Source organism: Amycolatopsis sp. NPDC047767 (assembly GCF_040704195.1).
In the GTDB taxonomy this organism is placed as follows: domain Bacteria; phylum Actinomycetota; class Actinomycetes; order Mycobacteriales; family Pseudonocardiaceae; genus Amycolatopsis.
This window is the reverse complement of the sequence record NZ_JBEYSJ010000003.1, coordinates 441974-464528: the sequence shown is the minus strand read 5'-3', so window position 1 is coordinate 464528 and position 22555 is coordinate 441974. Positions and strand designations below refer to the sequence as shown.

Here is a 22555-nt window from a genome sequence, read left to right as displayed (position 1 = left end):
GAGTGCGCATGCTCTGCGTGTTCGACGTGAACGAGACACTGCTCGACCTCCGGGCGCTCGATCCGCTGTTCCGCGAGCTCACGGGGAGCCCCACGGCACGGCGGGAGTGGTTCGCGCTGGTGGTGCACACGGCGTTGGCCGTGACGGCGGCCGGCGGGTACCGGGACTTCGCGGAGATCGCCGGGCTGGCCGCCGTGGACACCGCGGACCGGTACGGCCGTGAGCTCACGGCCAACGACCTGGCCAGGATCGGCGACGGGCTGCGGTCCCTGCCCGCGCACGCCGATGTCGACGAAGCGCTCCGAACGCTCAAGCGAGCCGGCCACCAAGTCGTCGCGTTGACGAACTCGCCGCTCGCCACGGCGGAGGCGCAGTTGCAGAACGCGGGGCTCGCGAAGAGGTTCGACCGGATCTTCTCCGCACAGCAGGTGAGCCGGCTCAAGCCCGCGCCCGAGCCGTACCGGCAGGTGCTGAACGCCCACCGCACAACGAAAGCTGTGATGATCGCCGCGCACGGGTGGGATCTGGCCGGCGCCGAGGCGGTCGGCATGGAGACGGCGTTGATAGCGAGAACCGGGCAGCGAACCCTTCCGGGCCGGCCCGCCACCCACACGGCGACGAGCCTGCCCGAGCTGGCCGCCGAGATCAGCTGAGCCGCACCAGCATCTTGCCGGTGTTCGCGCCGTTGAGGAGGCCCAGGAAGGCGTCCGGCGCGTTGCGGATGCCGTCCACAATGGTCTCCGAGTACTTGATCTCGCCGGAGGCCACCAGGGGCGCCACCTCGGACACGAACTGCTGCTGGAGGTGCCAGTGGTCGAGCACGAGCATGCCGCGGATCGTGAGGCGCTTGGCGATGATCTGCACCAGGTTGCGCGGCGCCGGCGTCGCCTCGGTGGCGTTGTACTGCGAGATCATGCCGCACACCGTGATGCGCCCGTGGAGGTTCATCGACGCGATGGCGGCTTCGAGGTGCTCGCCGCCGACGTTGTCGAAGTAGACGTCGATGCCCTCGGGCGCGGCGGCGGCCAGCTGCTGGGCGACGGGGCCGTCCTTGTAGTTGAAGGCCGCGTCGAAGCCGAGGTCCTCCACGAGGTGGCGGACCTTCTCGGCCGAGCCCGCGCTGCCGATCACGCGCTTGGCGCCCTTGAGCTTCGCCAGCTGGCCGACGAGCGAACCGACCGCGCCGGCCGCGCCGGAGACGAAGACGGTGTCGCCCGGCTTGAATTCCGCGGTCACCAGGAGCCCGGCGTACGCGGTGAGGCCCGGCATGCCGAGCACGCCCAGGTACGTCGAAAGCGGCGCGACGGAACCGTCGACCTTCACGACCTTCGTCGCGTCGACCACGGCGTGGGTGCGCCAGCCGAGCTGGTGCAGCACGTGGTCACCGGGCTTGAAACCATCCACAGTGGACTCCACGACCTCACCGACCGCGCCGCCGCTCATCGCCTCGCCGACCGCGTAGGGCGGCGCGTAGGACTTCGCGTCGTTCATGCGGCCGCGCATGGCCGGGTCGACGCTCATGAACACGTTGCGCACCAAGAGCTGACCTTCGGCCGGCGTCGGGATGTCGATGTCGACGACGTCGAAGTTGGCCGGCGTCGGGACGCCGTGCGGACGGGACGCGAGCCGGATCTCGGTCGCCTGGGTCGGTGCGTTCACCACTGAACTCCAAATCGAAGAGGCCTGAACCGGGGCCATCGCCCCGCATACCTTCGCCCCAACGAGCCAACCGGGGCGATCATTCCCGATTACTGATCCGGCCAAAAGTAGGCCGACCCCCAAGCGGCACGTAACCGTTGTTACGAAGCCATTCGGCCGTGACTGTGGTCGGATTAGTAATGATCGGCACAGTGTGCCCGGCCGTGTGGCAAGCGCTACACGATCTCCTCGAGCTTGCCGAGCACGCCGTCGTAGATCTTCTTCAGCCCACCGGGCGCGAAGGTCTTCTCGAAGAAACCGCCGACGCCACCGGCGCCGTCCCAGCTCGTCTGGATCCGCACGACGCTGCCCGCGCCGGAAGGCGAAACCGTCCAGGTCGTGACCATGCTGGAGTTCGCGTCGGTCTCCACGAGGGTGCCCGGCGACGGCTCGCTCACGGTCGCGGCGACGTCGCGCACACGCTTCGACGTGGCCTGCAGCTTCCAGCTCGCCTTGGTGCCCGCGCCCACGCCACCCTCGGTGACCTCGTAGTCGCGGTAGTGCTCGGTGAGCAGCTTCGGCCGGGTCTCGGCGTAGTCGGCGACCAGCTCGCGAACCCTGTCCACCGGCGCGTCGATCGTGCGCTCCGCGGTGGCCGTGACCTTACCCATCTCGCTCCTCAGCTGTACTGGAGAACCCCTCACGCGCCACCTTCGCACACCACCCGATCGGGCACCGCGTCACCAGGGGTTTCCCGCCGAGGGTCACACGAAAACGGGCCGCCCGGAAAGTCCCGGACGGCCCGTTTCGCGTTGCGCACACTCAGGCGAGGCCCTGCTGCGTCAGCCAGTCCTTCGCGACGTCGGCAGCCGGGTCACCGTCGGAGTCCACGCGCTTGTTCAGCTCGCGCATCCCCTCGGTGGTCAGCTTCGCCGAGACGGCGTTGACGACGGCCGCGAAGTCGGCGCCCCGCTCGTCGAGCACCTTCTTGTTCACCGCCGGCACCACGTTCTCCGTCGGCACGATCTGCAGGTCGTCCTTCAGCGCCACGTACTGCGGGTCGCCGACCAGCGGGCTCACCGAGTCGACCGGGATCACGGTCGCCGCACCGGAATTGAGCTGCTGCACGCGCGGCCCGGCTTCCTGCACGGTCTGGAACGAGGTGTTCGTCAGCTTGTAGACGTCGGTGAAGCCCTTGTAGCAAGGCAGCCGCGACTCGCACTCCGGCGGCCCGGCCATGACGACCTTGGGCAGCTTCTTGAGGTCACTGATGCTCGTGATGCCGTTGGCCTTCGCGAGGTCGGCCTTCATGATGTAGGTGTTCTTGTCCTCGGCCGCGGCGTAGTTCAGCAGCGCGATTCCGTCCGGCGCGAACAGCTCGGTGAGCTGCTGGTGCTCACCGTCGGCCGTCTTCACCGCGTCCTTGCCGAAGCCCGTGGTGATCGCCGCGCCCTGGTACTCGGGCAGGAACTGCAGCTCACCCGACTTGAGCGACGGGTAGATCAGCTCCCGCGACCCCAGGTTCAGCTTGCGCGTGACGGGGTAGCCCTTGGCCTCGAGCGCGCCCGCGTAGATCTCCGCCAGGATCTGGCTGTCGGTGAAGTTGAACGACGCGACGACGATCGGCGCCCCGCCCTTGCTCTGCGCGGCGGGCTGGCCGCTGTCGGAGCCCCCACCCCCACCGCACGCGGTCAGACCGAGCGCGGCCACCGCCACCAGCGCGGCCGCTCGGATGTTCCGGGTCCAGCGCACGTCCCCACACTCCTCGTGTCACGAACAGAGGATTGGACCCTAACCGTGAGCCACGACAGAAACCACATACCGGGAATCACCGGCATCGAATCTCAACAACCGGAATCACAGCGCTCGAACGGGGTAACCTTCCGTGGTGCATGCGTCCGCGGTCACTCCGCTGCTCACTGAGAGCAGCCGGCCGATCTTCGAGTGGCGGTGGGTCGAGCGCAACGCCGACGCCATCGGCCAACGCCTCGGTGAACACATCGCCCTCACGGCCACGGCCCTGGGCATCGGCCTGGTGGTGTCGCTGGCGCTGGCGACGCTCTGCCTGCGTTACCGCTGGTTCTACCCGTTCGTGCTGGGCACCGCCGGTGCCCTGTACGTGATCCCGAGCCTCGGGGCGTTCGCGCTGCTGGTGCCGTTCTTCGGGCTCACGTTCACCACGGCGGTGATCCCGCTGGCCACGTACACGCTGCTGATCCTGATCCGCAACATCGTCACGGGCGTGCAGCAGGTGCCCGCCGAGGTGCGCGAGGCCGCGATCGGCATGGGCTTCACGCGCGGGCGGCTGCTGTGGCAGGTGGAGCTGCCGCTGGCGCTGCCCGTGGTGATCGCGGGCCTGCGCGTGGCCGCCGTGACCACGATCGGCCTGGTCACCGTGACGTCGCTGCTCGGCATGGGCGGGCTCGGGTACTTCATCCGCGCCGGCATCCAGACGACCACGCCGAACCCGAGCCCGATCATCGTCGGTGTGGTGCTGTCGGTGGTGCTCGCGGTGGTCGTCGACCTGTTGCTGTGGCTGAGCGAGCGCGCGCTGGCGCCGTGGGTGCGGAAGGTGCGGGCGCGATGAACGTCTTCACGCAGCTGGGCGAGTGGCTCTCGGCGCCGAACCGGTGGAGCTGGACCGACCCCGCGGGTGTCCCCTATCGGACGGTGGAGCACCTGTGGTTCTCCGTACTGTCGCTGGTGGTCGCGGCCGTGCTCACGATCCCGCTCGCGCTGTGGCTCGCGCACTACCGGCGCGGCGCGTTCCTCGCGAGCAGCGCCGTGAACATCGGCCGCGCGATCCCGAGCTTCGGCCTGATCATCCTGTTCTGGTTCCTGGCCAGCCGCTGGGGTGCGGACACGGACTTCTGGCCGCTGCTGCTCGCGCTCGTCGGGCTGGCGCTGCCGCCGCTGTTCACCAACACCTACGCCGGCGTGGTGCAGCTGGAGCAGGAGACGATCGACGCGGCGCGCGGCACGGGCTATCGCGAGTGGCAGATCATGCTGAAACTGGAGCTGCCGCTGGCCTCGCCCGTGATCGTGGCGGGTGCGCGGGTGGCGTTCCTGCAGCTGGTGGCGACGGTCGCGATCGGCGCCATCGTCAACGACGGCGGCGGCCTCGGCCGCTACATCGTCGACGGCTTCGCCGAAGGCGCCCAGGGCTACGGCGAGATCTTCGGCGGCGGGCTCGCCGTGATCATCCTGGCTCTGTTGTGCGAAGGGATCTTCGCGTTGCTGACGCGCTGGGCGACGCCGAAGGGTGTCGCGCTGCAGACGGCTCGACGCGACTAGCCGAGGTCCCTGAGGTCGTTGAAGTACGCCCGGCGACAGGCGGCCACGAGCCGTTCGACATCCGGGCCCAGCGGCCGGTCGACCAGGACCGGCGACACGCGGTCGGTGATCCACTCGTAGATCGCGTGGAGCCCGGGGCTGCCGGGGCCGTCGGCGAGGTGGCGGGCCTGCGCGCCGGCGATCAGTTCGCACGCGGTGATCGCGAAGACGTGGTCCACGGCCACTTCCAGCTCGTGGCCCGCGGCCCAGGCGAAGGCCTGCACGTCCTCCTGACCGGCGGAGGTGTCCAGTGAGCCGGGTGTCGCCGGGGCGGCGAGGCGGCGCAGCGAGTGCAGCTCGCCGACCGCGCGCTTGTGCAGCGGCGTCAGGCCGGCCTGCGGCCCGGGGTCCACGGCCAGCTGCGGGGGCAAGCCGCTGAACTGCGGGTCGAGGAGCCGGTGGAGGCGCTGCACGGAGATCTCGCCGGCGTGCACGAGCGCTGCCTTCATCGCGTCCATCCGCAGCCCGAGCTCCGCGGCGTGGTAGCCGGTCGTGGGCACGAGCTTTCCGTCCACAAAGGACGGTGAGTCGTCCGGCGTCACCCAGGTTTCCCGGAGCGTTTCGACGAGATCGGCGCACACCTGGTCCACGAAGCCGATCACCCGCGGGCCGACCCGCACCGAAACCGGCGCCTGGACGACCGGGCGCGCGGCGGAGCCGCTGGTGAGGGACAGTACTTCGGACAGCACGGCTTGGGCGTGCCGGTTCGCCACCGGGTAGCGGTACACCTCACGCGGTGCGCCGAGCACGTCGATGGAGATGGCGGCGCACAACGTCTGCAGGTCGACCAGCTGCTGCACGCGGCCCGACAGCGTCCACGCGTAGGCCTGGGCCAGCGGGGAGCCCTGAATGAGGCTCGCGCCTTCCTTGGGGCCGAGCTTGAGCGGCGGCGTGTTCCGGTCGGCCAGCGCGGTCGCGGCCGGCGTGAGGACACCGTCCTCCAGGACCGAGCCGAGGCCGGTGAACGTCTGGAACGCGTGCGCCAGCGGGATGATCTCGCCGGCGCTGCCGAGGCCGTCGCGAGGGACAGCGGGGAGGAAACCGTCGTTGAGGCGGTCGGCGAGGAACGTCACGAGCTCCGGGCTCACGGCGGCGTCGAGCCGGAGGAACCCGCGCAGACGCATCAGCAGGAGCGCGCGGGTGAGCTCCGCGGACAGCCATGGCGGGCCGCCGACGGCGCGGCCGACCAGCAGGTTGTGCTGGTGCTCGGCCTGCTGGGCGGCGGTGAGCTTGACGCCGGCGAGGCGGCCCATGCCGGTGTTGACGCCGTAGACCGGGCCGTCGGCGGCGTCGAGCACGGCCAGCATCGCGGCGCGGTTCTCTTTGACGCGCCGGAGCAGGTCCGGGTGCAGTTCGAGGGGTTCTCCCGGCTCGCTGCCGGCCGCCAGGACGTCGGCGGGTTCGCGGACGATCACCGGTACGGCAGCATCGTGCCGACGTCCGCCGCTTCCGCGCGTTGCAGGATCATGTGCGCGACAGCGACGTCCGTTGTGGACAGTCCGCGGTGCCAGAAGAGGATGCGCTCGTCGTCGCTCTCGCGGCCGGGCCGGTTGCCCGCGACGACGTCGCCGATCTCGGCGTGCACGCCGCTTTCCGTGAGCAGCCCGGCGTTGAGGTGCGGCCGCAGGGCGCCGAAGCGGGGGTTGCCCGACTGCGACTCGCGCCAGTTGTCGACCACGACCTTGTCCACGGCGTCGAGCAGCGTGAGCTCCAGGGCGCTGATGGTGCCGTAGGGCACGAGGAACGCGCCGGGCCGCAGGAACTCCTTGCGCACCAACGCTTCCGGCTCGGTCAGGCGGGAGGCCTCCACGAGCACGTCGGCGCCGTCGAGGGTTTCGGCAGCGGTTTCGCAGACGCGGACCTGCGTGCCGAGGTGCTCGGTGAGCCGTTGCGCGAAGTCCTCGCGGGACTCGGGGCGCTTGCTGGTCACGCGGATCTCGTCGAAGTCGAACAGCGAGTCGAGCAGCACCACGTTCCACCACGCCGTGCCGCGCGCGCCGACGTGGCCGAGGATCTTCGAACCGGGCCGCGCCAGGTGTTTTGCGCCGACGGCCGTCATCGCGCCCGTGCGGGCCTCGGTGATCATGGTGCCGTCGACGATCGCGCGCGGCATGCCCGTGTCCGGGTCGAGCAGGAGGATCAGGGCCATCTCGCTGGGCAGGCCGCGTTCGAAGTTGCCGACGAAGTCGCCGACCACCTTCACGCCGCTGACCTGCTTGGCCGAGAGGTGGCCGCGCAGGATGTTGAAGTGGCCCTTGCCGCCGTTGTCCGGCACGAGGTGCGTGCGCGGCTCGAACACGACGTCACCGCGGCCGTGGTCGACCAGCACGTCCTCGACGGCGCCCACGATGTCGGCGTTGGTGACGCCGAGGCTGTCGATGTCGTCGCCGGTGAGGTAGCGGAGCCAGACTGAGTGCGGCCCAGTCACCGGGCGAGGTCCTCGATGACCTCGGCGTTGGGCAGCGTCTGCAGGGCGGCGCCGGAGATGAGGAGCTTGCTGCCGCGGATGCCGCTGCCGATCACGAGCTCCGGCGCGGCGGCGACGCGGGCGTCGATGAGGATCGGCCACTCGGCGGGCAGGCCGACGGGTGTGATGCCGCCGTACTCCATGCCGGTGAGGGACACGGCCTCGTCCATGGGCGCGAACGACGCCTTGCGCACGTCGAGGCGGCGCTTGATCACGCCGTTCACGTCGGCGCGCGTGGTGGCGAGCACCAGGGCCGCCGCGAAGCGCACCTCGCCGGCCCGCTTGCCGGCGACGACGACACAGTTGGCCGACGCGTCGAGCGGCGAGCCGTACGTCTCGCAGAAGGCCGCGGTGTCCGCGAGCTCGGGATCGATCTCCGTGACGCCGACCGCGTCGGGCTCCGCGAGGGCGGCGAGCGCCTTCGCGACGGGTTCGGCGAGCAGGTCGGTACGGGTGGGCGCGGGGACGACCGTGAGGCTCCCGGCGATGGTCCAGGTGGTCACATCAAGAGAATCTACGCGGCTACCAGTTGCGGTTGCCCCGCTGCACCTCGATCAGCCGCGGCCGCACATCCACGATGTACACGAGCGCGGCCGCCATCGCGGGCACCCAGAAGATGAACCCGGCCCCGCTGACGTTGCTGCCGAACAGGACCAGCGCGACCGTGGCACCGCCGGTGATCAGCAACCAGATCGGCTTGGTCTTGCGGTCGGCCGCCTGGTACGCGTCCGAGCGCTGCAGCAGCGCGTGAACGAAGGCGAAGAGCCCGACCAAGGCGCTGCCCCAGTGGATGATCTGAAGTATCCAAGCGGCAACCAGCACGCGCCCCAGCTTACGGCAAACCACCCAACGCGCCCGTGGCCCGGCAGTTCACCGACGCCGGAGGGCGGGGGTGGTGTGACGTAGTTCTCTTTGTGGTGGCGGTGTTGCGTTCGGGCGTGCGGCTCGGATTGCCGACGCGGTGGTGTGGCGGACGCCGGAGGCTCCTTCGAGCTGGCTTGCGGCGGGCTGCCGGTGCCCGGAGGCTGCGGCCAGTCGTGCGCGTTGCCGGTGTTGGTGTGTCCCCGCGGCCGCATTGCGGCCCGCGCTCAGCCTCCGCGCCGTCGCCGGTTCTGGCGCAGCTCACTGCTCGGAGGCTCCGGCAGTGACGGCGCGCTGGGAACCCGGCTGGGGTCGTTGCCGATCTTGGCGCTCGACTCGGCGCAGGCCACCGCGACACCCGCCGTGCCCACTCCTGCCTGCCCAACCACACAAAGCCCGCTCCCCGGCGGCCGACCTGTCGAGGTGGCGCCGGGGAGCGGGCGGTGTCGTGCGAGGGCTTACTTCTCGGTCTTCGGCTCGGTGGCCGGCTTCTTCGCGACCGTCGTGGTGGTGCGGCGGGCGGGCGAAGCGGTCTTCGGCGCCGTGCGGTTGGCGGCCTTGCGGGCGACCGAGCGGGTCTCGTGGGCGAGGTCGTCGCCGAGGTCCTCGACGGCCGCGGCGGTCTCGTCGGCGACCTCGGTCACCTTGCGGGCGGTCTTCTCGCCGGCGGAGCGGGTGCGCTTGGTGACCTTGGCCAGCACGCCGTCGACGCGCTCGCGGGTCTCGCCGGCCAGGCCGTCCACGCGCTCCTGCGCGGTGGTCAGCGCGTCCTCGAGCTGGTCGAGGGCCTTCTTCACCTGCGGCTGCGCGGAGATCTTGTCCCAGGTCTGCTCGCCGGACTCGGCCAGCTTGTTGTAGAGCTTGAGCGCGGCCTCGGTGTACTCGTCGATGACCTTGCGCAGCTCGGCCGGGTCGAGCTTGCCGCGGAGGCTCTCGACGTCGGTGGGCAGCTCTTCGAGGTTCTTGCGGGCGTGCTCGCCGCTCTTGCGCGCCTTCGCGACCGCGTCGGTCACGGCCTGGCTCGCGAGGTTGCCGGCGCCGAGCGCGGCGAGCAGCGGGGTGCGGACCTGGTCGATGGCGGTGCTGACGACCTTGCGGACGTCCTCGGTCTTGGGCGTGGTCATGCCGACTCCTCTGTGGTGTCGTGGGTGGTCTTGGTGGTTGTCGGTTCAGCGGGCGTGCCGGCGGCGTTCTCCCGCCGGAAGGACTCGTAGACGTCGAGCAGAACCTGCTTCTGCCGCTCGGTCAGCACGGTGTCGGCGCGAATCGCGTCGCCGACCGGGCCGCCCGTGGGCACGTCGAGGATTCCTGCCTGCACGTACAGCGCTTCGGCCGAAATCCGCAGACCTTTGGCGATCTGCTGCAGGATCTCCGCGCTGGGTTTGCGGACCCCGCGCTCGATCTGGCTCAGGTACGGATTGGACACGCCGGCGAGCTTCGACAACTGGCGCAACGAAATCTTCGCCGAACTCCGCTGCTGGCGGATGTACTCGCCGATGTCGGAGGCGATGTCCGCGACCTTCTCCATCGGGTTCTGGGTCCCGCCGGGTTCTGTCATCCGGTCACCTCCTCGCGACACTTCCGACCGTACGCGGACGTGCTAGCTATTGCAAGCACTCTGCTTGCACCATCGGGTGTGGTTCCGCTCACCCGGCTACGGTGGTCCCCATGGCGACTCAACGGTTGCGCCGCAGGCTGGTCAAACACCTGGTCGAGGAGGACGTGCTCCACGACCCGAAGTGGGTCGACGCCTTTCGCAGCGTGCCGCGCCACGTGTTCCTGCCGCGGTTCTTCATGCGCGTCGACGAGGGCTGGGCGGCTGTCGACCGTGACGATCCCGGGTGGCTGGAGCGCGTCTACTCCCCCGACGTCCTGGTGACGCAGCTCGACGACGACTCGTCCCTGTGGGAGAAGGCCCGGCGCAACGGGCCCATCGACGGAGTGCCGACAAGTTCTTCGAGCATGCCGGCGATCATGGCGATCATGCTCGAAGAGCTGCGCGTGGAGGACGGGCAGCGGGTGCTGGAGATCGGCACCGGCACCGGGTACAACGCGGCTTTGCTCAGCCACCGTTGCGGATCCGGTTCGGTGTCCACTGTGGACGTCGATGCGGGACTGGTTTCGGCCGCGCGCGGACATCTGCAGGAGGCGGGGTACGCGCCGTCGTGCGAAGTCGGCGATGGGACGCTGGGTTTTCCGGCGGGGATCATGTTCGACCGGGTGCTGTGCACGGCTTCGGCTTCTTCGGTGCCGCCGGCCTGGCTCGAGCAGACCGTGCCGGGCGGGTTGGTCGTGACGACGTTGAACCGGCCCCTGGGCGCGGGGTTGGTTCGCCTGGTCGCCGGTCCGGGCGCAACGGGCCACGGCCGGGTTTTGACTCGCGACGGTCGTTTCATGCCCCTGCGCGGGCACCGCCTTCCCGCCCCGGCTGCCCTGCCCCCGCTCGCCGCCTCGGATTGGCGACCGTCGAAGCTGCCGATCGAGTTGCTGCTGAAGCCGCGCTTGCAGTTCGAGTTCTTCGCTTCCTTGGAACTCCCGGGCGTCCAGCCAGTCCGCGAACTCCCCGACGGCTCGAGCAACCCGGTTTCCTCGGGCGACCCCCACGTGGGGGCCTTCGCCCTCACCCACCCCGACGGCTCGTGGGCCCGCTTCCGCGCCCACGGCGACACGTTCGAAATCGCCGAAGGCGGCCCCCGGGGCCTGTGGGAGCTCGCCGAGCGCGCCCTCGTCCTGTGGAACTCCCTGGGCCGCCCGGAACGCGACCGCTTCGGCCTGACCGTGGACGGTTCGCGGCAGGAGTTCTGGCTGGATGAGCCGGACGGGCTTCGGTGGGAGCTGAATTAGGTCGGACCCAACCGCTGCTTGTCGATCCGATTGAAGCCGCTACGTCCGTAGCGGCGCGAGCGCCGTGCTCATTCCTCGGCCGCGATCGAGCCCGGAATCCCCACCTGCCTGGCCACCTCGGCCGCGGCCCAGGCGACATCGAGCGCCTCCCCCGTGCGGATCACGGTGCGGCCGTCGTAGCGGGCCCAGCACCACGCGCCCCTGGCGTCGAGGTTGCCGTGCTCGTCCATCCCGCGCGTGCCCAGGCTGATGCGGCCACCGTCGATCGTCGTGACCCAGACCGACGGGTCGGTGCCGCTCGGGTGGTCGATCGCGTAGCGCGCGACGCCGGCCGCCAGCAGAGCCTCGATCACGTCGTCCGCGTTCATGGGACGGACGTTACCCACGGACGTTCGAGACCGAAGCCATTTCCCGGCCGCTAGCCGGTCAGGTTCGACCTGACCCACTTCTCCACCTGGGTGCCCACATCGTCGAGCGAGGCGACGGTGGTGTCGAGGTACGGGACCTGGCTGCGGATCCACTGGTTGAACTCGAGCATCTCGTCGATGCGCGGCTCATCCCATTCGCGCCAGGCAGGGCGGGCGCGCAAGCGTTTGCGGAGGACCGCGTCGTCGGCGACGAGGGCGAGGTAGTGCACGTCGGAGAAGAAGACGCGCTCCGGCAGCGGCTCGACTTCCTGCGGGGCGACGGTGCCGCACAGCACGACCGGGCGGCCGTTCTGGTGCAGCATCGCCGCCATGCGGAGCCAGGCCGCGCGGAACGCCGGGATGTCGTCCCGGAGAGCGCCGGCCCACAGGACGTCCTGCTCCAGCACCACCGCGTCCCCGGCCAGCCGCCCCGCCAGCGCCGGGCCGACCGTGGACTTGCCCGCGCCGCTCGGACCCGTCAGCGCGAACAGCGGCAACCGCCGGAACGGCCACCGATGTCCACAGAGGACACACTCCAGCACCGCACCCTCGGCCCGCGGGCGTTCGGCCCGATCGCCGCACGCGGGACAAATCCGCAGGTCGAGGGCGGGCACCGGGTCAAGAGCCGACGCCGAGCCCGGGCCGCTCATCGGATCGACGACAGGCAACTCAGTCGAACAGGTTCTCGAGGAAGCTGCGCTTGCGGTGGCCGTGCGGGCGAGGCGAGTCGGCGTAGCCGCGGTGGCCGCCGCCGTAGGGCCGTGGGGAGTCCGAGTACCCGCCGCCGTACGGCTTGGGCGAGTCCGAGTACCCGCCGCCCCGGTAGGGCCGAGGCGAGTCCCCATGGCCACCCCGGTACGGGCGCGGCGAGTCCGCCCGCGCATAACGCGGTGGCGGCGCCGGCACCCCGCCGTAGTACGAGCTCTCCGCCCCGGCGATCTGCTCCAGCTCACCGTGGTCCAAGAAGATCCCCCGGCAGGCTTCGCACTGTTCGATGTGGATGCCGTTCTTGTCGACGGTCCGCATCCGGTTCTGACACTTCGGACAAATCACGCATCCGAGACTACGCAGATTCCGCCCGGCGCGTCAGCAGGCGCACAGGCAGAACGGATGACCCACCGGATCGGCGTAGACGCGGAAGGTCGAGGGCGAGTCGTCGAGCAGCTTGGCGCCCAGCGAGAGCACGCGCGTGTGCGCGGCTTCGAGGTCGGCCACGTCCAGGTCGAGGTGCGCCTGCTGGGGTTGCGAAGCCGAGGGCCATTCGGGGGCGCGGTAGTCCGTGACCTGCTGGAACTCCAGCCGAGCGCCGCCCGCCGGGTTGGCGAGCCGGGCCCAGCCGCCGTCCTCGTGCACGTCAGGTTCGGGCCAGTCGAGCACCGCGCGGTAGAAGCCCGCGAGCGCGGCGGGGTCCGGGCAGTCGAAGACGGTCGAGCCGAATGTCGGAACAGCACCCATGATCGTGACTCCCTCCAGTAACCAGTATTCGGAGTATGGGAGTTATCAGCCGACGAAGCAACCACCCTCGCTCGTACACTGGTTGCGTGCACACCGACGCGACCCTGGTGGTGGACTTCCTCAACACCGTCGACATCGAGCGCGGCGAGGACCTGCTGGACGACCCCGGGCTGTGGCAACGCTGGTCCGCCCAACGCGGCGTCTCCCCGAGCAACGCGGACGAAGCCCGCGCCATCCGCGACGCGCTGCGCGCCGCCGTCGGAGATCCGCGGCTCCCCGTGGAGCAGCTCGAAGTCCCGCTGACGTTCTCGCTCGACAACCAGGGACCCCAGCTCCTGGGGACAACCGCCGTCGCCGCGGTGCTGGTCGCCGCCACCCGGCTCTCCATCCGCGGCGACTGGGTCCGGCTCAAGATCTGCCCGGCCGACGACTGCCTCGAAGCCTTCTACGACGAGTCCCGCAACCGCTCGCGCACGTGGTGCTCCATGCGCGTCTGCGGCAACCGCGAGAAGGCCCGCACCTGGCGCGCCCGCGCGACGGGTGTGCACAACTGAGGACCTGTGGACAACTCGTGCACAGCCACCAGATATGCACGTGCAGACGCACCGGATCCCCACAACTTGTGGATGCGTGTTAGGCCAGATCCGTGAAAAGTTGTGGATAACCCGGGGGATAACTCAGCTTCCTGTGGACAACTGGTTTGAAGCTCCCCCCCGTGTGGTATACGCACCGGCTGCGCATGAGCAGCCACGCTCCGGCCACCTCAGAACCGTGACGAACCCCGACAAAACCGAGAAAAGCCCAGGTCAGAACAGCAGCTGCGCCACCGTGTAGATCACCAGGCCGGCCAACGCGCCCACCACCGTGCCGTTGATGCGGATGAACTGGAGGTCGCGCCCGACCTGCAGCTCGATCTTCCGCGACGTCTCCTCGGCGTCCCAGCGCTCGACGGTGTCGGTGATGATCGTGGTGATCTCCTTCGAGTAGTTCTTCACCAGGTACGCCGCCGCGCCCTCGACCCAGCTGTCCACCTTCGACGCCAGCGAGTCGTCCGTGATCAGCCGCTCGCCCAGCGACTGCAGGCCCGCGCGCACGCGTCGGCGCAGTTCGCTCGACGGGTCCTCGGCCGCGTTGAGCAGCATCTCCTTCGCCGTGGCCCACGCGTTGCCGATCAGCTTCTGCACCTCGTCGTGGTGCACGATCTGGCCCTTGACCTGCTCGGCGCGCTCCATGGTCTTCGGGTCGTTCTGCAGGTCCTGCGCGAACTCGCCGAGGAACTTGTCCAGCGCCAGGCGCATCGGGTGGTTCACGTCGGTCTTCACGGCCCACGCGAACGACAGCACCTCGCCGTACACCTTGTCCGCCAGCATCTCGTCGACGAACTTCGGCGACCAGCTCGGCGCGCGGTCGGAGACGACCCGCAGCATCGCCTGGTGGTTGTCGCGCACCCACTCGTACGCGCGGTCGCACATCAGGTCCACGAGCTTGTGGTGCGCGCCGTCCTCGAACACGCCCTCGAGGATCTTGCCCAGCGGCGGGCCCCACGGCCGGTCGACGATCCGCTTGACCACGGCCTGTTCCATGATCGCCTGCACGTCTTCGTCGCGCAGCACCGTCACGGCGCCGCGCACGACCGTGGCCAGCTCCGACGTCACGCGCTCGGCGTTGTCCGGCTGCGAAAGCCACCCGCCGAGGCGACGCGAGATCTCGACGCGCTTGAGCTTGTCGCGGATCACGTCCTCGGAGAGGAAGTTCGAGCCGACGAAGTCGCCCAGGCTGTTGCCGAGCTGGTCTTTCTTGTTCGGGATGATCGCCGTGTGCGGGATCCGCAGGCCCAGCGGGTAGCGGAAGAGCGCGGTGACGGCGAACCAGTCGGCGAGCGCGCCGACCATGCCGGCTTCCGCCGCCGCCTTCACGTAGCCGACCCACGCGGGCCAGCCGGCCGACTCCGCCCAGCTCGTGAGCAGGAAGACGACCGTGGCGCCGAGGAGGAAGGACAGCGCGACCTGCTTCATCCTCCGCAAGCCGCGCCGTTTTTCCGCTTCACCGGCGGCGCCACCGGGCGGGTCTGCGGGCGTGACCTTGGTTGGGGTGAGTTGCTCCACGACGCCATTGTCCGTGAGGATGCGTTTTCGTGCGTGAACCAGCTCTCGTCCCCCGCCTCCGCCCCTTCACCGCGACGATCTTCGCCGAGATGACGGCGCTCGCTGTGAAGCACGGCGCCGTGAACCTCGGCCAGGGTTTTCCCGACACCGACGGGCCCGCCGGCATGCTCGAAGCGGCGAAGAACTCCCTGTTCGGCGGCGACAACCAGTACCCGCCGGGCCCGGGCCGCCCCGAGTTGCGCGCCGCCATCGCGCGCCACCGGCTGCGCTACGGCACCGAGTACGACCCGGACACGGAAGTCCTGGTCACGGCGGGGGCGACCGAGGCCATCACGGCCGCGCTCATCGCGCTGACGGAAGCCTGCGACGAGGTGATCGTGGTCGAGCCGTACTACGACTCCTACGCCGCGGCCGTCGCGATGGCCGGCGCCCAGCGGCGGGTGATCGGCCTGGTCGAGGCCGAAGACGGGCGTCTCGAGCTCGACCTCGACGCCCTGCGCGACGCCATCACGCCGCGCACGCGCGCCGTGCTGCTGAACTCGCCGCACAACCCGACCGGCACCGTGTTCTCGCGCGCGCAGCTGGAGGCCGTGGCGGCGCTGTGCGTGGAGCACGACCTCATCGCGGTGACCGACGAGGTCTACGAGCACCTCGTGTTCGACGACGCGGCCCACATCCCGCTCGCGACGCTGCCCGGGATGCGCGAGCGGACGGTGTCGATCTCCAGCGCCGGCAAGACGTTCAACTGCACCGGCTGGAAGATCGGCTGGGTCTGCGCGACGCCGTCGCTCGTCGCGGCAGTGAAGGCAGCGAAGCAGTTCATCACGTTCGTCTCGGGCGGCCCGCTGCAGCCGGCCGTGGCGTACGCGCTGGACCACGAGCTGCCGTGGGTCGAAGAGCTGCGGACGAGCCTGCAGGACAAGCGCGACCGGCTGTCGGCGGGACTCGCGGACGCGGGTTTCGCCGTGCGGCCCAGCAGCGGCACGTACTTCGTGACAGCCGACGTCCGTCCACTCGGGTTCACCGACGCCGCGGAGCTGGCGTGGGAGCTGCCCGAACGCGTCGGCGTCGCGGCCGTGCCCGTCAAGGTGTTCACAGATCACCCGGACGAGTGGAAACACCTGCTGCGGTTCGCGTTCTGCAAGCGGAACGAAGTCATCGACGAGGCCGTCGCGCGATTGCGGCAACTCGTCTGACCACTGCGGTTACCGAATCACGAGTTGCGAAGCGGTTACGCTCCAGATTCATCGACAGTGCGTTAGTGATTCGATACCGAGAGTATGTTTTCGAGGTGAAACATCAGGTCAACGGCCGTGCGGGCGTCCGCCCGGATGGCCGCAGAGGGTCCTGCCGGGCACACGCTCAGTGATCAACTTCGGCTGATCGGACACCGGAGCCGGTAAGTCCGTTCCGCCTTACGGGGTGGATCGAACGCAGGGAAGATGAAACACTCGCGACCGGTGCTAGAAAGAGTGCAGCCCCGGGGGAACTGCGACCTGGCCGGAGAAGAACCCCAGTTGGATCAGTCTCGTGCGGCGGCCGCATGAGCTTCAGGCGCGGACGGTGGTGGTGGCGTGAGCGACATGGCAGCCGCACGCACCGACGCACCACTCGTGAGCAGCGCTGATCCCGGGCTGACCCCTTGTGTTGTTCTGCCTGCCGGTGTTCCGAGTGGCCGCGCTTCGGTGTCTTCTGTGTCTCCGGTGCCTGCAGTACGCCGGCCGCGGCCGTGGGCGGCCCCGTTGGCGAGGCCGGCCGCGCGGATCGCGCTGGCAGGCGGGTTGACGTTGGCCGGGTGGCTGCTCGGCGCGTTGATCGCCGGAGCCGGGGCGGAAGCGGCGGAACAGCCGCACGGGGACGCATCCGGGAACACGGCCGTGACCGCGCCGGGTCACACCGGGCACGGCGAGGCTCGGGAGCACCGTCGAGAGCCGCACGGACATCCGTGGCACGGCGCTTCGACCGGGTCCACTGCGGACTCGAGTGCCGCGGGGACTTCCGGTGACAGCAAGGGTTCGACCGGCGGCACCGGCTCGGATGCCGCGGCAACGGGCACTTCCGGCACAAGCACTTCCGGCGAGACCACTTCCGGCAAGAACGCCTCGGGCACGAGCACTTCCGGCACAAGCACTTCCGGCGAGACCACTTCCGGCAAGAACGCCTCGGGCACGAGCACTTCCGGCACGGACGCCGCCAAGCCGAGCGCTTCCGGCACCAACGCTTCCGACGAGAGCACGTCGGACCAGACCGCGACGCCCGCCGTTTCCGGCGACAGCACCGACTCCGGGGCCACGACCGGCGCGAGCCAGGGCGGCGCCACCGCCGGCTCCGATCAGGTCGGGCCTGACGGGTCCGCCGGCGCGAAGCAGCACGAGACCGGCGACTGCGACGGAACGCACCACAGCGCAACCGACCAGACCACCAGCGATCCCAGCGCTGCCACGGATCCCAGCGCCACAGACGCGCCGCTGCGCGTCACGCCGTCGCACCAGGATGGCCTGCTCGGCGGGTTGCTCGGGGGCGTACTCGGACTGGTCGACACCACCGTGCACTCGATCACCGGTGTGGTCGGGACCGTGGACGACGTCGGGGGAACCGTGTTGCCGCCGGTCACAACGGTGCCGGGTGGGGATGACGCACCGCCGTTGATCGCGATCGGAGACGTGCTCGGCCCGGTGTTCTCGGGTGGGACGGTGAGCGGCGGGGTCACGGCGACCGTGCCGGAGCTGACCGCCCAGCCCGCCGAGGTGGTGACCGCCGTCGTGCCGGTGATCGTGCCGCAGCCGGCGCCGGTGACCGTGCCGAAGGCGGCCGGGCTGGTGCACTACCCGAGTGTCGTGCACCTGATTCCCGTGCAGCAGCGCAGCACCGGCGCGCAGCCCGCGCACAACGAGAACTCCCGCGTCGGCGTCACAGGTGGCGGCGGCAGCGGGGGCGGCGGCGGCCTGCCCGCGGCGCCCAGCGCGCCCGTCGCGCCGACCACCACCGCCAACCCGGGCCACGACGGCCCGGGCGGCGCACGGCAGCCGTTCGCCGTCGTCGGGGACAGCGTGACCACCACGCAGCTCAAGCTGATCGGCGTCAGCCGCGACCACGAGGTCGCCGGCGCGGGCAGGGACGCAGCCCTGCCCACCACCTCCCCGGACTGACCGGCACCCGGTCCACCGGGGAGAGCCACGTCCAAACCAAGATCAACTTCTTGGAGCGCGCGCCCGTTCGCTGCGCCTGGCTCACCCTTTCGCACCAGTCATTCGACGTGTCATTCCACGCGTCATTCCAGGTGTCACTCCCAAGGGGCGATCCATGCGTACGACCAGCCTTCCCGACCGGCCGACCGCGCCCGGCCGGATCGGGTCCTGGTCCCGGCGCCGCGCTGCCCCCGCGGCGCCGGGACCCACAACGGGCGTGCTCCGGAGGTTCCCGCTCACCGCGCCGAGCGGGAACCTGCGCCAACCGAAGCCCGCCTGAGCCGTCGGCGCTTCCCGGCACGTCGAGGGGCTGTGCCGGGAAGCCGCCGCGGCGCCCGCTCTGAACGGAGCGGGTGACGAACAGCCGGTGCGCCGGATGCGACCACCACCATCCCTGGAGTGGTTGGAACATCCGGTGCACCGGCTGTTTATCTTTGAGCCCTGGCCCGGGAAACGCTGCCGCACCAGCGAAGCTCAGGTCACCGGCACGTTCGCCGCCGGCACATCCGCGTAACCGCGCACCGACTCGACGGCCAGGCTCAGCCGCCGCACGGCCTCCAGCAGCTGGTCGGGCGGCAGGCCGAACGGCAGCCGCAGCCAGCGTTCGAGGCCGCCGTGCACGCCGAAGCGCGAGGCGGGCGCCAGCTGCACGCCGTGGTTCGCCGCCGAGACGGCGAGGCGCGTGCTCATCGGTTCCGGCAGGCGGCACCACAACGACAGGCCGCCGGCCGGGACCTCGAACGTCCACTCAGGACAGTAGGCGTGCACCGCGTCGATCAGGGCATCGCGCTGCAGCCGGAAATCCACCCGCCGCTGGGCCAACGCCGCGTAACCGGCCGGCTCCAAGAGCGAAGCCAGCACCAGCTGGTCGAACACCGGCGCCCCGAGGTCCACGGCGAAGCGCGACGACAGCAGCCGGTCGAGCAGGTCGGCTGACGCGCGGATCCAGCCCAGCCGTAGCCCTCCCCACTGTGACTTCGCGGCCGAGCCGACCGTCAGCGCCAGGTCCCCCGCGAACGCGGCCAGCGGCGGCGGCGCGTCGAGCGGATCACCCTCGTAATCCAGCTCCACCAACGATTCGTCGACCACCACGGGCGTGCGCGAGCGCGCGAGGAGGCCGCCGAGGCGTTCGCGGCCCGCGGCGTCGAGGCGCAGGCCCGTGGGGTTCTGGAAGTCGACGACGAGGTAGCCGAACCGCGGCGACGCCTGGCGCAACGCGGCCTCGATCCCCGTGAGATCCCAGCCGCGCACGGGGTCGAGCGCCACGGGCACGGGCAGCGCGTGCGCGGCGCGTACGGCGTCGATCGCGTTCGGGTAAGTCGGCTGCTCCACCAGCACGCGGTCGCCCGGGCCGGCCAGCATGCGCAGGCACAGCACGAAAGCCGAGTACGCGCCGGCCGTCAGCATCACCTGGTCCGGAGTCGTCGGCAGGCCGCGCGCGGTGTAGCGCTCGGCGATCCGCTCGCGCAGCAGCGGCAGGCCGCCGGTGAGGTACCCGTTGCCGCTCAGGTGCTCCACGAGGTCGCGCCGCGCGGTGTCGACGGCGTTGATCAGCCCCGGCAACGCGGGTGGCGCGGCCCGGGCCAAGTCGATCAGGCCGTCGCGTTCGTGCTGGGCCGGCGCGGCCGAACGGTGGCCGGCACCGGAGATCCACGAACCGGCACCGCGACGGCTGGCGACGACACCGGTGGCACGCAGCCGGTCCAGCGCCGCGCCGATGAGGGTGCGGCTGACGCCGAGGGCGTCGGCGAGCTCGCGCTCCGCGGGCAGCCGGGTGCCGATGGGGAGCTGGCCGTCGAGCACTTGCAGCTCGACGGCCGCGGCCAGATCCGCCGCCCCCTGCCGGGAGCCACGGCGGCGCCACTCCCCCAGCAACACGGCCAATCGGGTACCAGAGACACGGCTACCCAGCGGAAGATGCGAGGTCATAAGACCAATTATCCGACATTGGCCATGGATTACCAGTCCACTTGTCGCCGATAGTGGAGAAGTGGCAGTTGTCGACCTCAGTCCCCTCAGCGTCCGCCGGGCGCCCGTCCGCCGTGGTGCCCAGCTTCTGGCCGGCCTCGCGCTCTACGGCGCCAGCATGGCCATGCTCACCCGCGCCCACCTGGGCCTCGACCCGTGGGACGTGCTCCACGAAGGCCTCACCAAGCTCACCGGCCTGAGCTTCGGCACGGTCACGGCCATCGCGTCGGTGTTCGTGCTGCTGCTGTGGATCCCGCTACGCCAGCGGCCCGGCATCGGCACGGTGGCCAACGTCGTGGTGATCTCCGTGACCGTCGACGCCGTCCGCGCGGTGCTGCCCGACCAGCACACGCTCGCGTTGCAGATCCTGCTGCTCGTCGGCGGTGTGGTGCTCAACGCCGTGGCCACCGCCGTCTACGTCGGGACTCGCCTCGGCCCCGGTCCGCGCGACGGGCTGATGACCGGCCTCACCGCGCGCACCGGCTGGTCGGTGCGGCTGGTGCGCACCGGGATCGAGGTGACCGTGCTCGCCGTCGGCTGGCTGCTCGGCGGCACCTTCGGCGTGGGGACCGTGCTCTACGCGCTCACGATCGGACCACTCACGCAGGCCCTGTTGCCCCTGGTCACGTGGCGGACCGGGCGCCGCGAAGAGCAGCAGCACTAGCCGGCCTCCCGCTGGCCGACCACGCGGCGCACCGACACGTAGTCGACGCCGTGGGCGGCCAGCAGGTCGGGCACCGGGCCCTTCTGCTGCACCAGCGCGAGCAGCAGGTGCTCCTGCCCGAGGTGCTTGTCGCCCAGCTTCACGGCTTCGCGCAGGCTCAGCTCCATCGTCCGCTTCGCGTCGGCCGCGAACGGGATGTGGCCGCGTTTCGCGCGTCTGCCGCCACCGGCGAGCGCACCCGGGCCGTGGGTCTCCTCGACGCGCTCGACGATCTGCTCCACGTCGATGCCGAACTCGGTGAGCGCGGCGACCTCGGCGTCGCTGATCCCGCCGCGCCGGCGGATGCGGTCGAGCTCGCCCAGCACGTCTTCCCGCGACACGCCGAGCTCCTGCAGCAGCCGCAGGCCGGCGCCGTTTTCGGTGCGGGCGAGCCCGGCCAGCACGTCGGTGAGCTCGATCTGCCGCGCACCGGCCTCGCGCGCCACGATCTGGGCCTCGACCACGGCCAGCCGCGCGTCGAGCGTGAACCGTTCGAACATCAGTGCCTCCCGTACTTCTTGTGGACGGCCTGCCGGCTGACCCCCAGCTCGGCGGCGATCTCCTGCCAGGACCAGCCGTGCACGCGGGCGCTGCGCACCTGCACGGCTTCGAGTTGTTCCAGGAGCCGACGAAGCGCCGCGACCGCGCGAAGCCCCACTCGGGGATCACGGTCGCCCGCCCTCGCGGCCAGGTCTGTTGCTTCGGTCATGGTGTCAATCTAGGTTGACACCACCACGTCTGTCAACCGAAGTTGACAGACCGGTCCCGGTCAGCCGTTCGGGTTAGCATCGGGTGATGCCCGAGATCGCGATCGCGGAGCGCGCGGGAGTAGGCGCGGACGGCCTGCCTCGCGCGAGCGAAGACCACGTCGTGGTGCTGGACAACGCCGTGCTGCTGCTGGACGGCGCCACGTCACCGAGCCCCGACCTGCCGCCCGGCGGCTGGTACGCCGACCTGCTGGTGCGCCGGCTGGCGGACGAGCTGAGAGAAAGTCCCAAGGAAGACCTCGCCGTGGCGCTGGCGTCGTCCATCGCCGGGGTCGCGGCGGAGCACGGGCTGGAGCCCGGGCACTCGCCGTCGAGCACCGTGTCGATCCTGCGCTGGGACGCGGCCGAGGTCGAAACCCTTGTGCTGGCGGACAGTCCGGTTGTCGCGTTCGGACAGTTCGGCGTCGACGTCGTGGCCGACGACCGGCTGGTCTCCCTGCGCGACGGCGGCCTGCTGCAGACCGGCGCCGACGTGCGCCGCCGCCGCAACGCCGAAGACGGCTTCTGGGTCGCCGAAGCCGACCCCGAGGCGGCGGCGAAGGCTGTGCGGCGCTCGTGGCCGCGCCCCGAGGTCGACGCCGTGCTGCTCGCCACCGACGGCGTGTCCACCGGGGTCGACGACTACGGCCTCTTCGGCTGGCCCGACGTGCTGCGCCTCGCCCGGGTGAACGGCCCGGACGCCGTGCTGGACGCCGTGCGAACCGCGGAAACGCAGGATCCCGACGGTTCGCGCTGGCCGCGGGCGAAGCGGCACGACGATCAAGCCTTGGTGCTCGCCGAATTCACCAGCGAGGTCGAATAGGGGTCGAATTCAGGGTG

At 70.5% G+C, this 22555-nt stretch carries 26 protein-coding genes; 9 read left to right on the top strand and 17 right to left on the bottom strand.

Features of this window, described 5'->3' with window-relative positions:
- Nucleotides 1–8 precede the first annotated feature (8 nt).
- Nucleotides 9–653 carry a haloacid dehalogenase type II gene (locus AB0878_RS08400; protein WP_366577766.1) on the top strand — a complete coding sequence of 215 codons (645 nt, stop codon included), beginning with the start codon at nucleotides 9–11 and terminating at the stop codon, nucleotides 651–653.
- On the opposite strand, the gene AB0878_RS08395 is transcribed toward AB0878_RS08400, so the two are convergent.
- The 3 genes from AB0878_RS08395 to AB0878_RS08385 form a co-directional block, all read right to left on the bottom strand.
- Nucleotides 646–1659 (bottom strand): NADP-dependent oxidoreductase, encoded by a 1014-nt coding sequence (locus AB0878_RS08395; protein WP_366577764.1) that lies wholly within the window; start codon nucleotides 1657–1659, stop codon nucleotides 646–648. The two genes, AB0878_RS08400 and AB0878_RS08395, sit on opposite strands and share 8 nt — an antisense overlap.
- 215 nt (nucleotides 1660–1874) lie before the next feature.
- Complete coding sequence (locus AB0878_RS08390) at nucleotides 1875–2309, bottom strand: SRPBCC family protein (RefSeq protein ID WP_366577763.1); 435 nt, start codon at nucleotides 2307–2309, stop codon at nucleotides 1875–1877.
- A gap of 151 nt (nucleotides 2310–2460) precedes the next feature.
- The gene (locus AB0878_RS08385) at nucleotides 2461–3390 is read right to left on the bottom strand and encodes an ABC transporter substrate-binding protein (protein WP_366577761.1); all 930 of its coding nucleotides are present in this window, start codon (nucleotides 3388–3390) and stop codon (nucleotides 2461–2463) included.
- Between the two features lie 136 nt (nucleotides 3391–3526).
- On the opposite strand from AB0878_RS08385, the gene AB0878_RS08380 reads away from it, so the two are divergent.
- Both AB0878_RS08380 and AB0878_RS08375 read left to right on the top strand, forming a co-directional pair.
- The gene (locus tag AB0878_RS08380) at nucleotides 3527–4225 is read left to right on the top strand and encodes an ABC transporter permease (protein WP_366577759.1); all 699 of its coding nucleotides are present in this window, start codon (nucleotides 3527–3529) and stop codon (nucleotides 4223–4225) included.
- Complete coding sequence (locus tag AB0878_RS08375; protein ID WP_366577757.1) at nucleotides 4222–4932, top strand: ABC transporter permease; 711 nt, start codon at nucleotides 4222–4224, stop codon at nucleotides 4930–4932. Before AB0878_RS08380 ends, AB0878_RS08375 begins: the two co-directional genes overlap by 4 nt.
- Here the strand turns inward: AB0878_RS08375 and AB0878_RS08370 are convergent.
- The 6 genes from AB0878_RS08370 to AB0878_RS08345 form a co-directional block, all read right to left on the bottom strand.
- Nucleotides 4929–6383, bottom strand: a complete 1455-nt coding sequence (locus tag AB0878_RS08370) for an aromatic amino acid lyase (RefSeq protein WP_366577922.1) — start codon at nucleotides 6381–6383, stop codon at nucleotides 4929–4931. The two genes, AB0878_RS08375 and AB0878_RS08370, sit on opposite strands and share 4 nt — an antisense overlap.
- The gene (locus tag AB0878_RS08365) at nucleotides 6383–7399 is read right to left on the bottom strand and encodes an ornithine cyclodeaminase family protein (protein ID WP_366577755.1); all 1017 of its coding nucleotides are present in this window, start codon (nucleotides 7397–7399) and stop codon (nucleotides 6383–6385) included. Before AB0878_RS08365 ends, AB0878_RS08370 begins: the two co-directional genes overlap by 1 nt.
- The gene (locus AB0878_RS08360; RefSeq protein WP_366577753.1) at nucleotides 7396–7941 is read right to left on the bottom strand and encodes a YbaK/EbsC family protein; all 546 of its coding nucleotides are present in this window, start codon (nucleotides 7939–7941) and stop codon (nucleotides 7396–7398) included. Before AB0878_RS08360 ends, AB0878_RS08365 begins: the two co-directional genes overlap by 4 nt.
- A 19-nt stretch (nucleotides 7942–7960) precedes the next feature.
- Nucleotides 7961–8260 carry a DUF2516 family protein gene (locus AB0878_RS08355; protein ID WP_366577752.1) on the bottom strand — a complete coding sequence of 100 codons (300 nt, stop codon included), beginning with the start codon at nucleotides 8258–8260 and terminating at the stop codon, nucleotides 7961–7963.
- A gap of 497 nt (nucleotides 8261–8757) precedes the next feature.
- Nucleotides 8758–9423 carry a hypothetical protein gene (locus AB0878_RS08350; protein ID WP_366577750.1) on the bottom strand — a complete coding sequence of 222 codons (666 nt, stop codon included), beginning with the start codon at nucleotides 9421–9423 and terminating at the stop codon, nucleotides 8758–8760.
- A complete protein-coding gene (locus tag AB0878_RS08345; RefSeq protein ID WP_366577920.1) occupies nucleotides 9420–9827 on the bottom strand; it encodes a helix-turn-helix transcriptional regulator in 408 nt (135 codons plus the stop codon). Before AB0878_RS08345 ends, AB0878_RS08350 begins: the two co-directional genes overlap by 4 nt.
- 140 nt (nucleotides 9828–9967) lie before the next feature.
- Here AB0878_RS08345 and AB0878_RS08340 point away from each other — a divergent pair, with 140 nt between their 5' ends.
- Entirely contained in the window at nucleotides 9968–11143 is a 1176-nt protein-coding gene (locus AB0878_RS08340; protein WP_366577748.1) for a methyltransferase domain-containing protein, read from the top strand.
- A 68-nt stretch (nucleotides 11144–11211) separates the two neighbouring features.
- Here the strand turns inward: AB0878_RS08340 and AB0878_RS08335 are convergent, their stop codons facing one another.
- Genes AB0878_RS08335 through AB0878_RS08320 form a run of 4 tightly spaced genes read right to left on the bottom strand, consistent with a single transcriptional unit; the run spans nucleotide 11212 to nucleotide 13005 of the window.
- Nucleotides 11212–11511 carry a hypothetical protein gene (locus AB0878_RS08335; protein WP_366577746.1) on the bottom strand — a complete coding sequence of 100 codons (300 nt, stop codon included), beginning with the start codon at nucleotides 11509–11511 and terminating at the stop codon, nucleotides 11212–11214.
- Between the two features lie 50 nt (nucleotides 11512–11561).
- Nucleotides 11562–12200, bottom strand: coding sequence for an AAA family ATPase (locus tag AB0878_RS08330; protein ID WP_366577744.1), 639 nt, complete (start codon nucleotides 12198–12200; stop codon nucleotides 11562–11564).
- A gap of 19 nt (nucleotides 12201–12219) precedes the next feature.
- Nucleotides 12220–12621, bottom strand: coding sequence for a zf-TFIIB domain-containing protein (locus AB0878_RS08325; RefSeq protein ID WP_366577918.1), 402 nt, complete (start codon nucleotides 12619–12621; stop codon nucleotides 12220–12222).
- Between the two features lie 15 nt (nucleotides 12622–12636).
- Complete coding sequence (locus tag AB0878_RS08320) at nucleotides 12637–13005, bottom strand: VOC family protein (RefSeq protein WP_366577742.1); 369 nt, start codon at nucleotides 13003–13005, stop codon at nucleotides 12637–12639.
- Between the two features lie 86 nt (nucleotides 13006–13091).
- On the opposite strand from AB0878_RS08320, the gene AB0878_RS08315 reads away from it, so the two are divergent.
- Nucleotides 13092–13559: a CGNR zinc finger domain-containing protein gene (locus AB0878_RS08315; RefSeq protein ID WP_366577741.1), complete on the top strand. Its 468-nt coding sequence runs from the start codon at nucleotides 13092–13094 to the stop codon at nucleotides 13557–13559.
- 252 nt (nucleotides 13560–13811) lie between these two features.
- On the opposite strand, the gene AB0878_RS08310 is transcribed toward AB0878_RS08315, so the two are convergent.
- The gene (locus tag AB0878_RS08310; RefSeq protein WP_366577739.1) at nucleotides 13812–15110 is read right to left on the bottom strand and encodes a DUF445 family protein; all 1299 of its coding nucleotides are present in this window, start codon (nucleotides 15108–15110) and stop codon (nucleotides 13812–13814) included.
- A gap of 29 nt (nucleotides 15111–15139) precedes the next feature.
- Between AB0878_RS08310 and AB0878_RS08305 the strand changes: the two genes are divergently transcribed.
- Nucleotides 15140–16306, top strand: a complete 1167-nt coding sequence (locus AB0878_RS08305; protein WP_366577737.1) for a pyridoxal phosphate-dependent aminotransferase — start codon at nucleotides 15140–15142, stop codon at nucleotides 16304–16306.
- 507 nt (nucleotides 16307–16813) lie between these two features.
- The gene (locus AB0878_RS08300; protein ID WP_366577735.1) at nucleotides 16814–18259 is read left to right on the top strand and encodes a hypothetical protein; all 1446 of its coding nucleotides are present in this window, start codon (nucleotides 16814–16816) and stop codon (nucleotides 18257–18259) included.
- 513 nt (nucleotides 18260–18772) lie between these two features.
- On the opposite strand, the gene AB0878_RS08295 is transcribed toward AB0878_RS08300, so the two are convergent.
- Complete coding sequence (locus tag AB0878_RS08295) at nucleotides 18773–20227, bottom strand: PLP-dependent aminotransferase family protein (protein WP_366577733.1); 1455 nt, start codon at nucleotides 20225–20227, stop codon at nucleotides 18773–18775.
- A 61-nt stretch (nucleotides 20228–20288) separates the two neighbouring features.
- Between AB0878_RS08295 and AB0878_RS08290 the strand changes: the two genes are divergently transcribed.
- Nucleotides 20289–20930, top strand: a complete 642-nt coding sequence (locus AB0878_RS08290; protein WP_366577731.1) for a hypothetical protein — start codon at nucleotides 20289–20291, stop codon at nucleotides 20928–20930.
- Here the strand turns inward: AB0878_RS08290 and AB0878_RS08285 are convergent.
- Both AB0878_RS08285 and AB0878_RS08280 read right to left on the bottom strand, forming a co-directional pair.
- Nucleotides 20927–21469, bottom strand: coding sequence for a Clp protease N-terminal domain-containing protein (locus AB0878_RS08285; protein WP_366577729.1), 543 nt, complete (start codon nucleotides 21467–21469; stop codon nucleotides 20927–20929). The genes AB0878_RS08290 and AB0878_RS08285 overlap by 4 nt on opposite strands.
- Complete coding sequence (locus tag AB0878_RS08280) at nucleotides 21469–21678, bottom strand: sigma factor-like helix-turn-helix DNA-binding protein (protein ID WP_004559389.1); 210 nt, start codon at nucleotides 21676–21678, stop codon at nucleotides 21469–21471. The genes AB0878_RS08285 and AB0878_RS08280 overlap by 1 nt, the downstream gene beginning before the upstream one ends.
- A gap of 86 nt (nucleotides 21679–21764) precedes the next feature.
- Between AB0878_RS08280 and AB0878_RS08275 the strand changes: the two genes are divergently transcribed.
- Nucleotides 21765–22538, top strand: coding sequence for a hypothetical protein (locus AB0878_RS08275; protein WP_366577726.1), 774 nt, complete (start codon nucleotides 21765–21767; stop codon nucleotides 22536–22538).
- Nucleotides 22539–22555 lie beyond the last annotated feature (17 nt).

What these genes read in the sequence shown, in the direction of transcription:
- AB0878_RS08350 (WP_366577750.1), bottom strand. Translation starts at nt 9,423, where the DNA reads ATGACCACGCCCAAGACCGAGGACGTCCGCAAGGTCGTCAGCACCGCC.
- AB0878_RS08345 (WP_366577920.1), bottom strand. Translation starts at nt 9,827, where the DNA reads ATGGAGAAGGTCGCGGACATCGCCTCCGACATCGGCGAGTACATCCGC.
- AB0878_RS08330 (WP_366577744.1), bottom strand. Translation starts at nt 12,200, where the DNA reads ATGAGCGGCCCGGGCTCGGCGTCGGCTCTTGACCCGGTGCCCGCCCTC.
- AB0878_RS08295 (WP_366577733.1), bottom strand. Translation starts at nt 20,227, where the DNA reads ATGACCTCGCATCTTCCGCTGGGTAGCCGTGTCTCTGGTACCCGATTG.
- AB0878_RS08340 (WP_366577748.1), top strand. Translation starts at nt 9,968, where the DNA reads ATGGCGACTCAACGGTTGCGCCGCAGGCTGGTCAAACACCTGGTCGAG.
- AB0878_RS08280 (WP_004559389.1), bottom strand. Translation starts at nt 21,678, where the DNA reads ATGACCGAAGCAACAGACCTGGCCGCGAGGGCGGGCGACCGTGATCCC.
- AB0878_RS08335 (WP_366577746.1), bottom strand. Translation starts at nt 11,511, where the DNA reads ATGAACGCGGACGACGTGATCGAGGCTCTGCTGGCGGCCGGCGTCGCG.
- AB0878_RS08275 (WP_366577726.1), top strand. Translation starts at nt 21,765, where the DNA reads ATGCCCGAGATCGCGATCGCGGAGCGCGCGGGAGTAGGCGCGGACGGC.
- AB0878_RS08375 (WP_366577757.1), top strand. Translation starts at nt 4,222, where the DNA reads ATGAACGTCTTCACGCAGCTGGGCGAGTGGCTCTCGGCGCCGAACCGG.
- AB0878_RS08285 (WP_366577729.1), bottom strand. Translation starts at nt 21,469, where the DNA reads ATGTTCGAACGGTTCACGCTCGACGCGCGGCTGGCCGTGGTCGAGGCC.
- AB0878_RS08400 (WP_366577766.1), top strand. Translation starts at nt 9, where the DNA reads ATGCTCTGCGTGTTCGACGTGAACGAGACACTGCTCGACCTCCGGGCG.
- AB0878_RS08320 (WP_366577742.1), bottom strand. Translation starts at nt 13,005, where the DNA reads ATGGGTGCTGTTCCGACATTCGGCTCGACCGTCTTCGACTGCCCGGAC.
- AB0878_RS08390 (WP_366577763.1), bottom strand. Translation starts at nt 2,309, where the DNA reads ATGGGTAAGGTCACGGCCACCGCGGAGCGCACGATCGACGCGCCGGTG.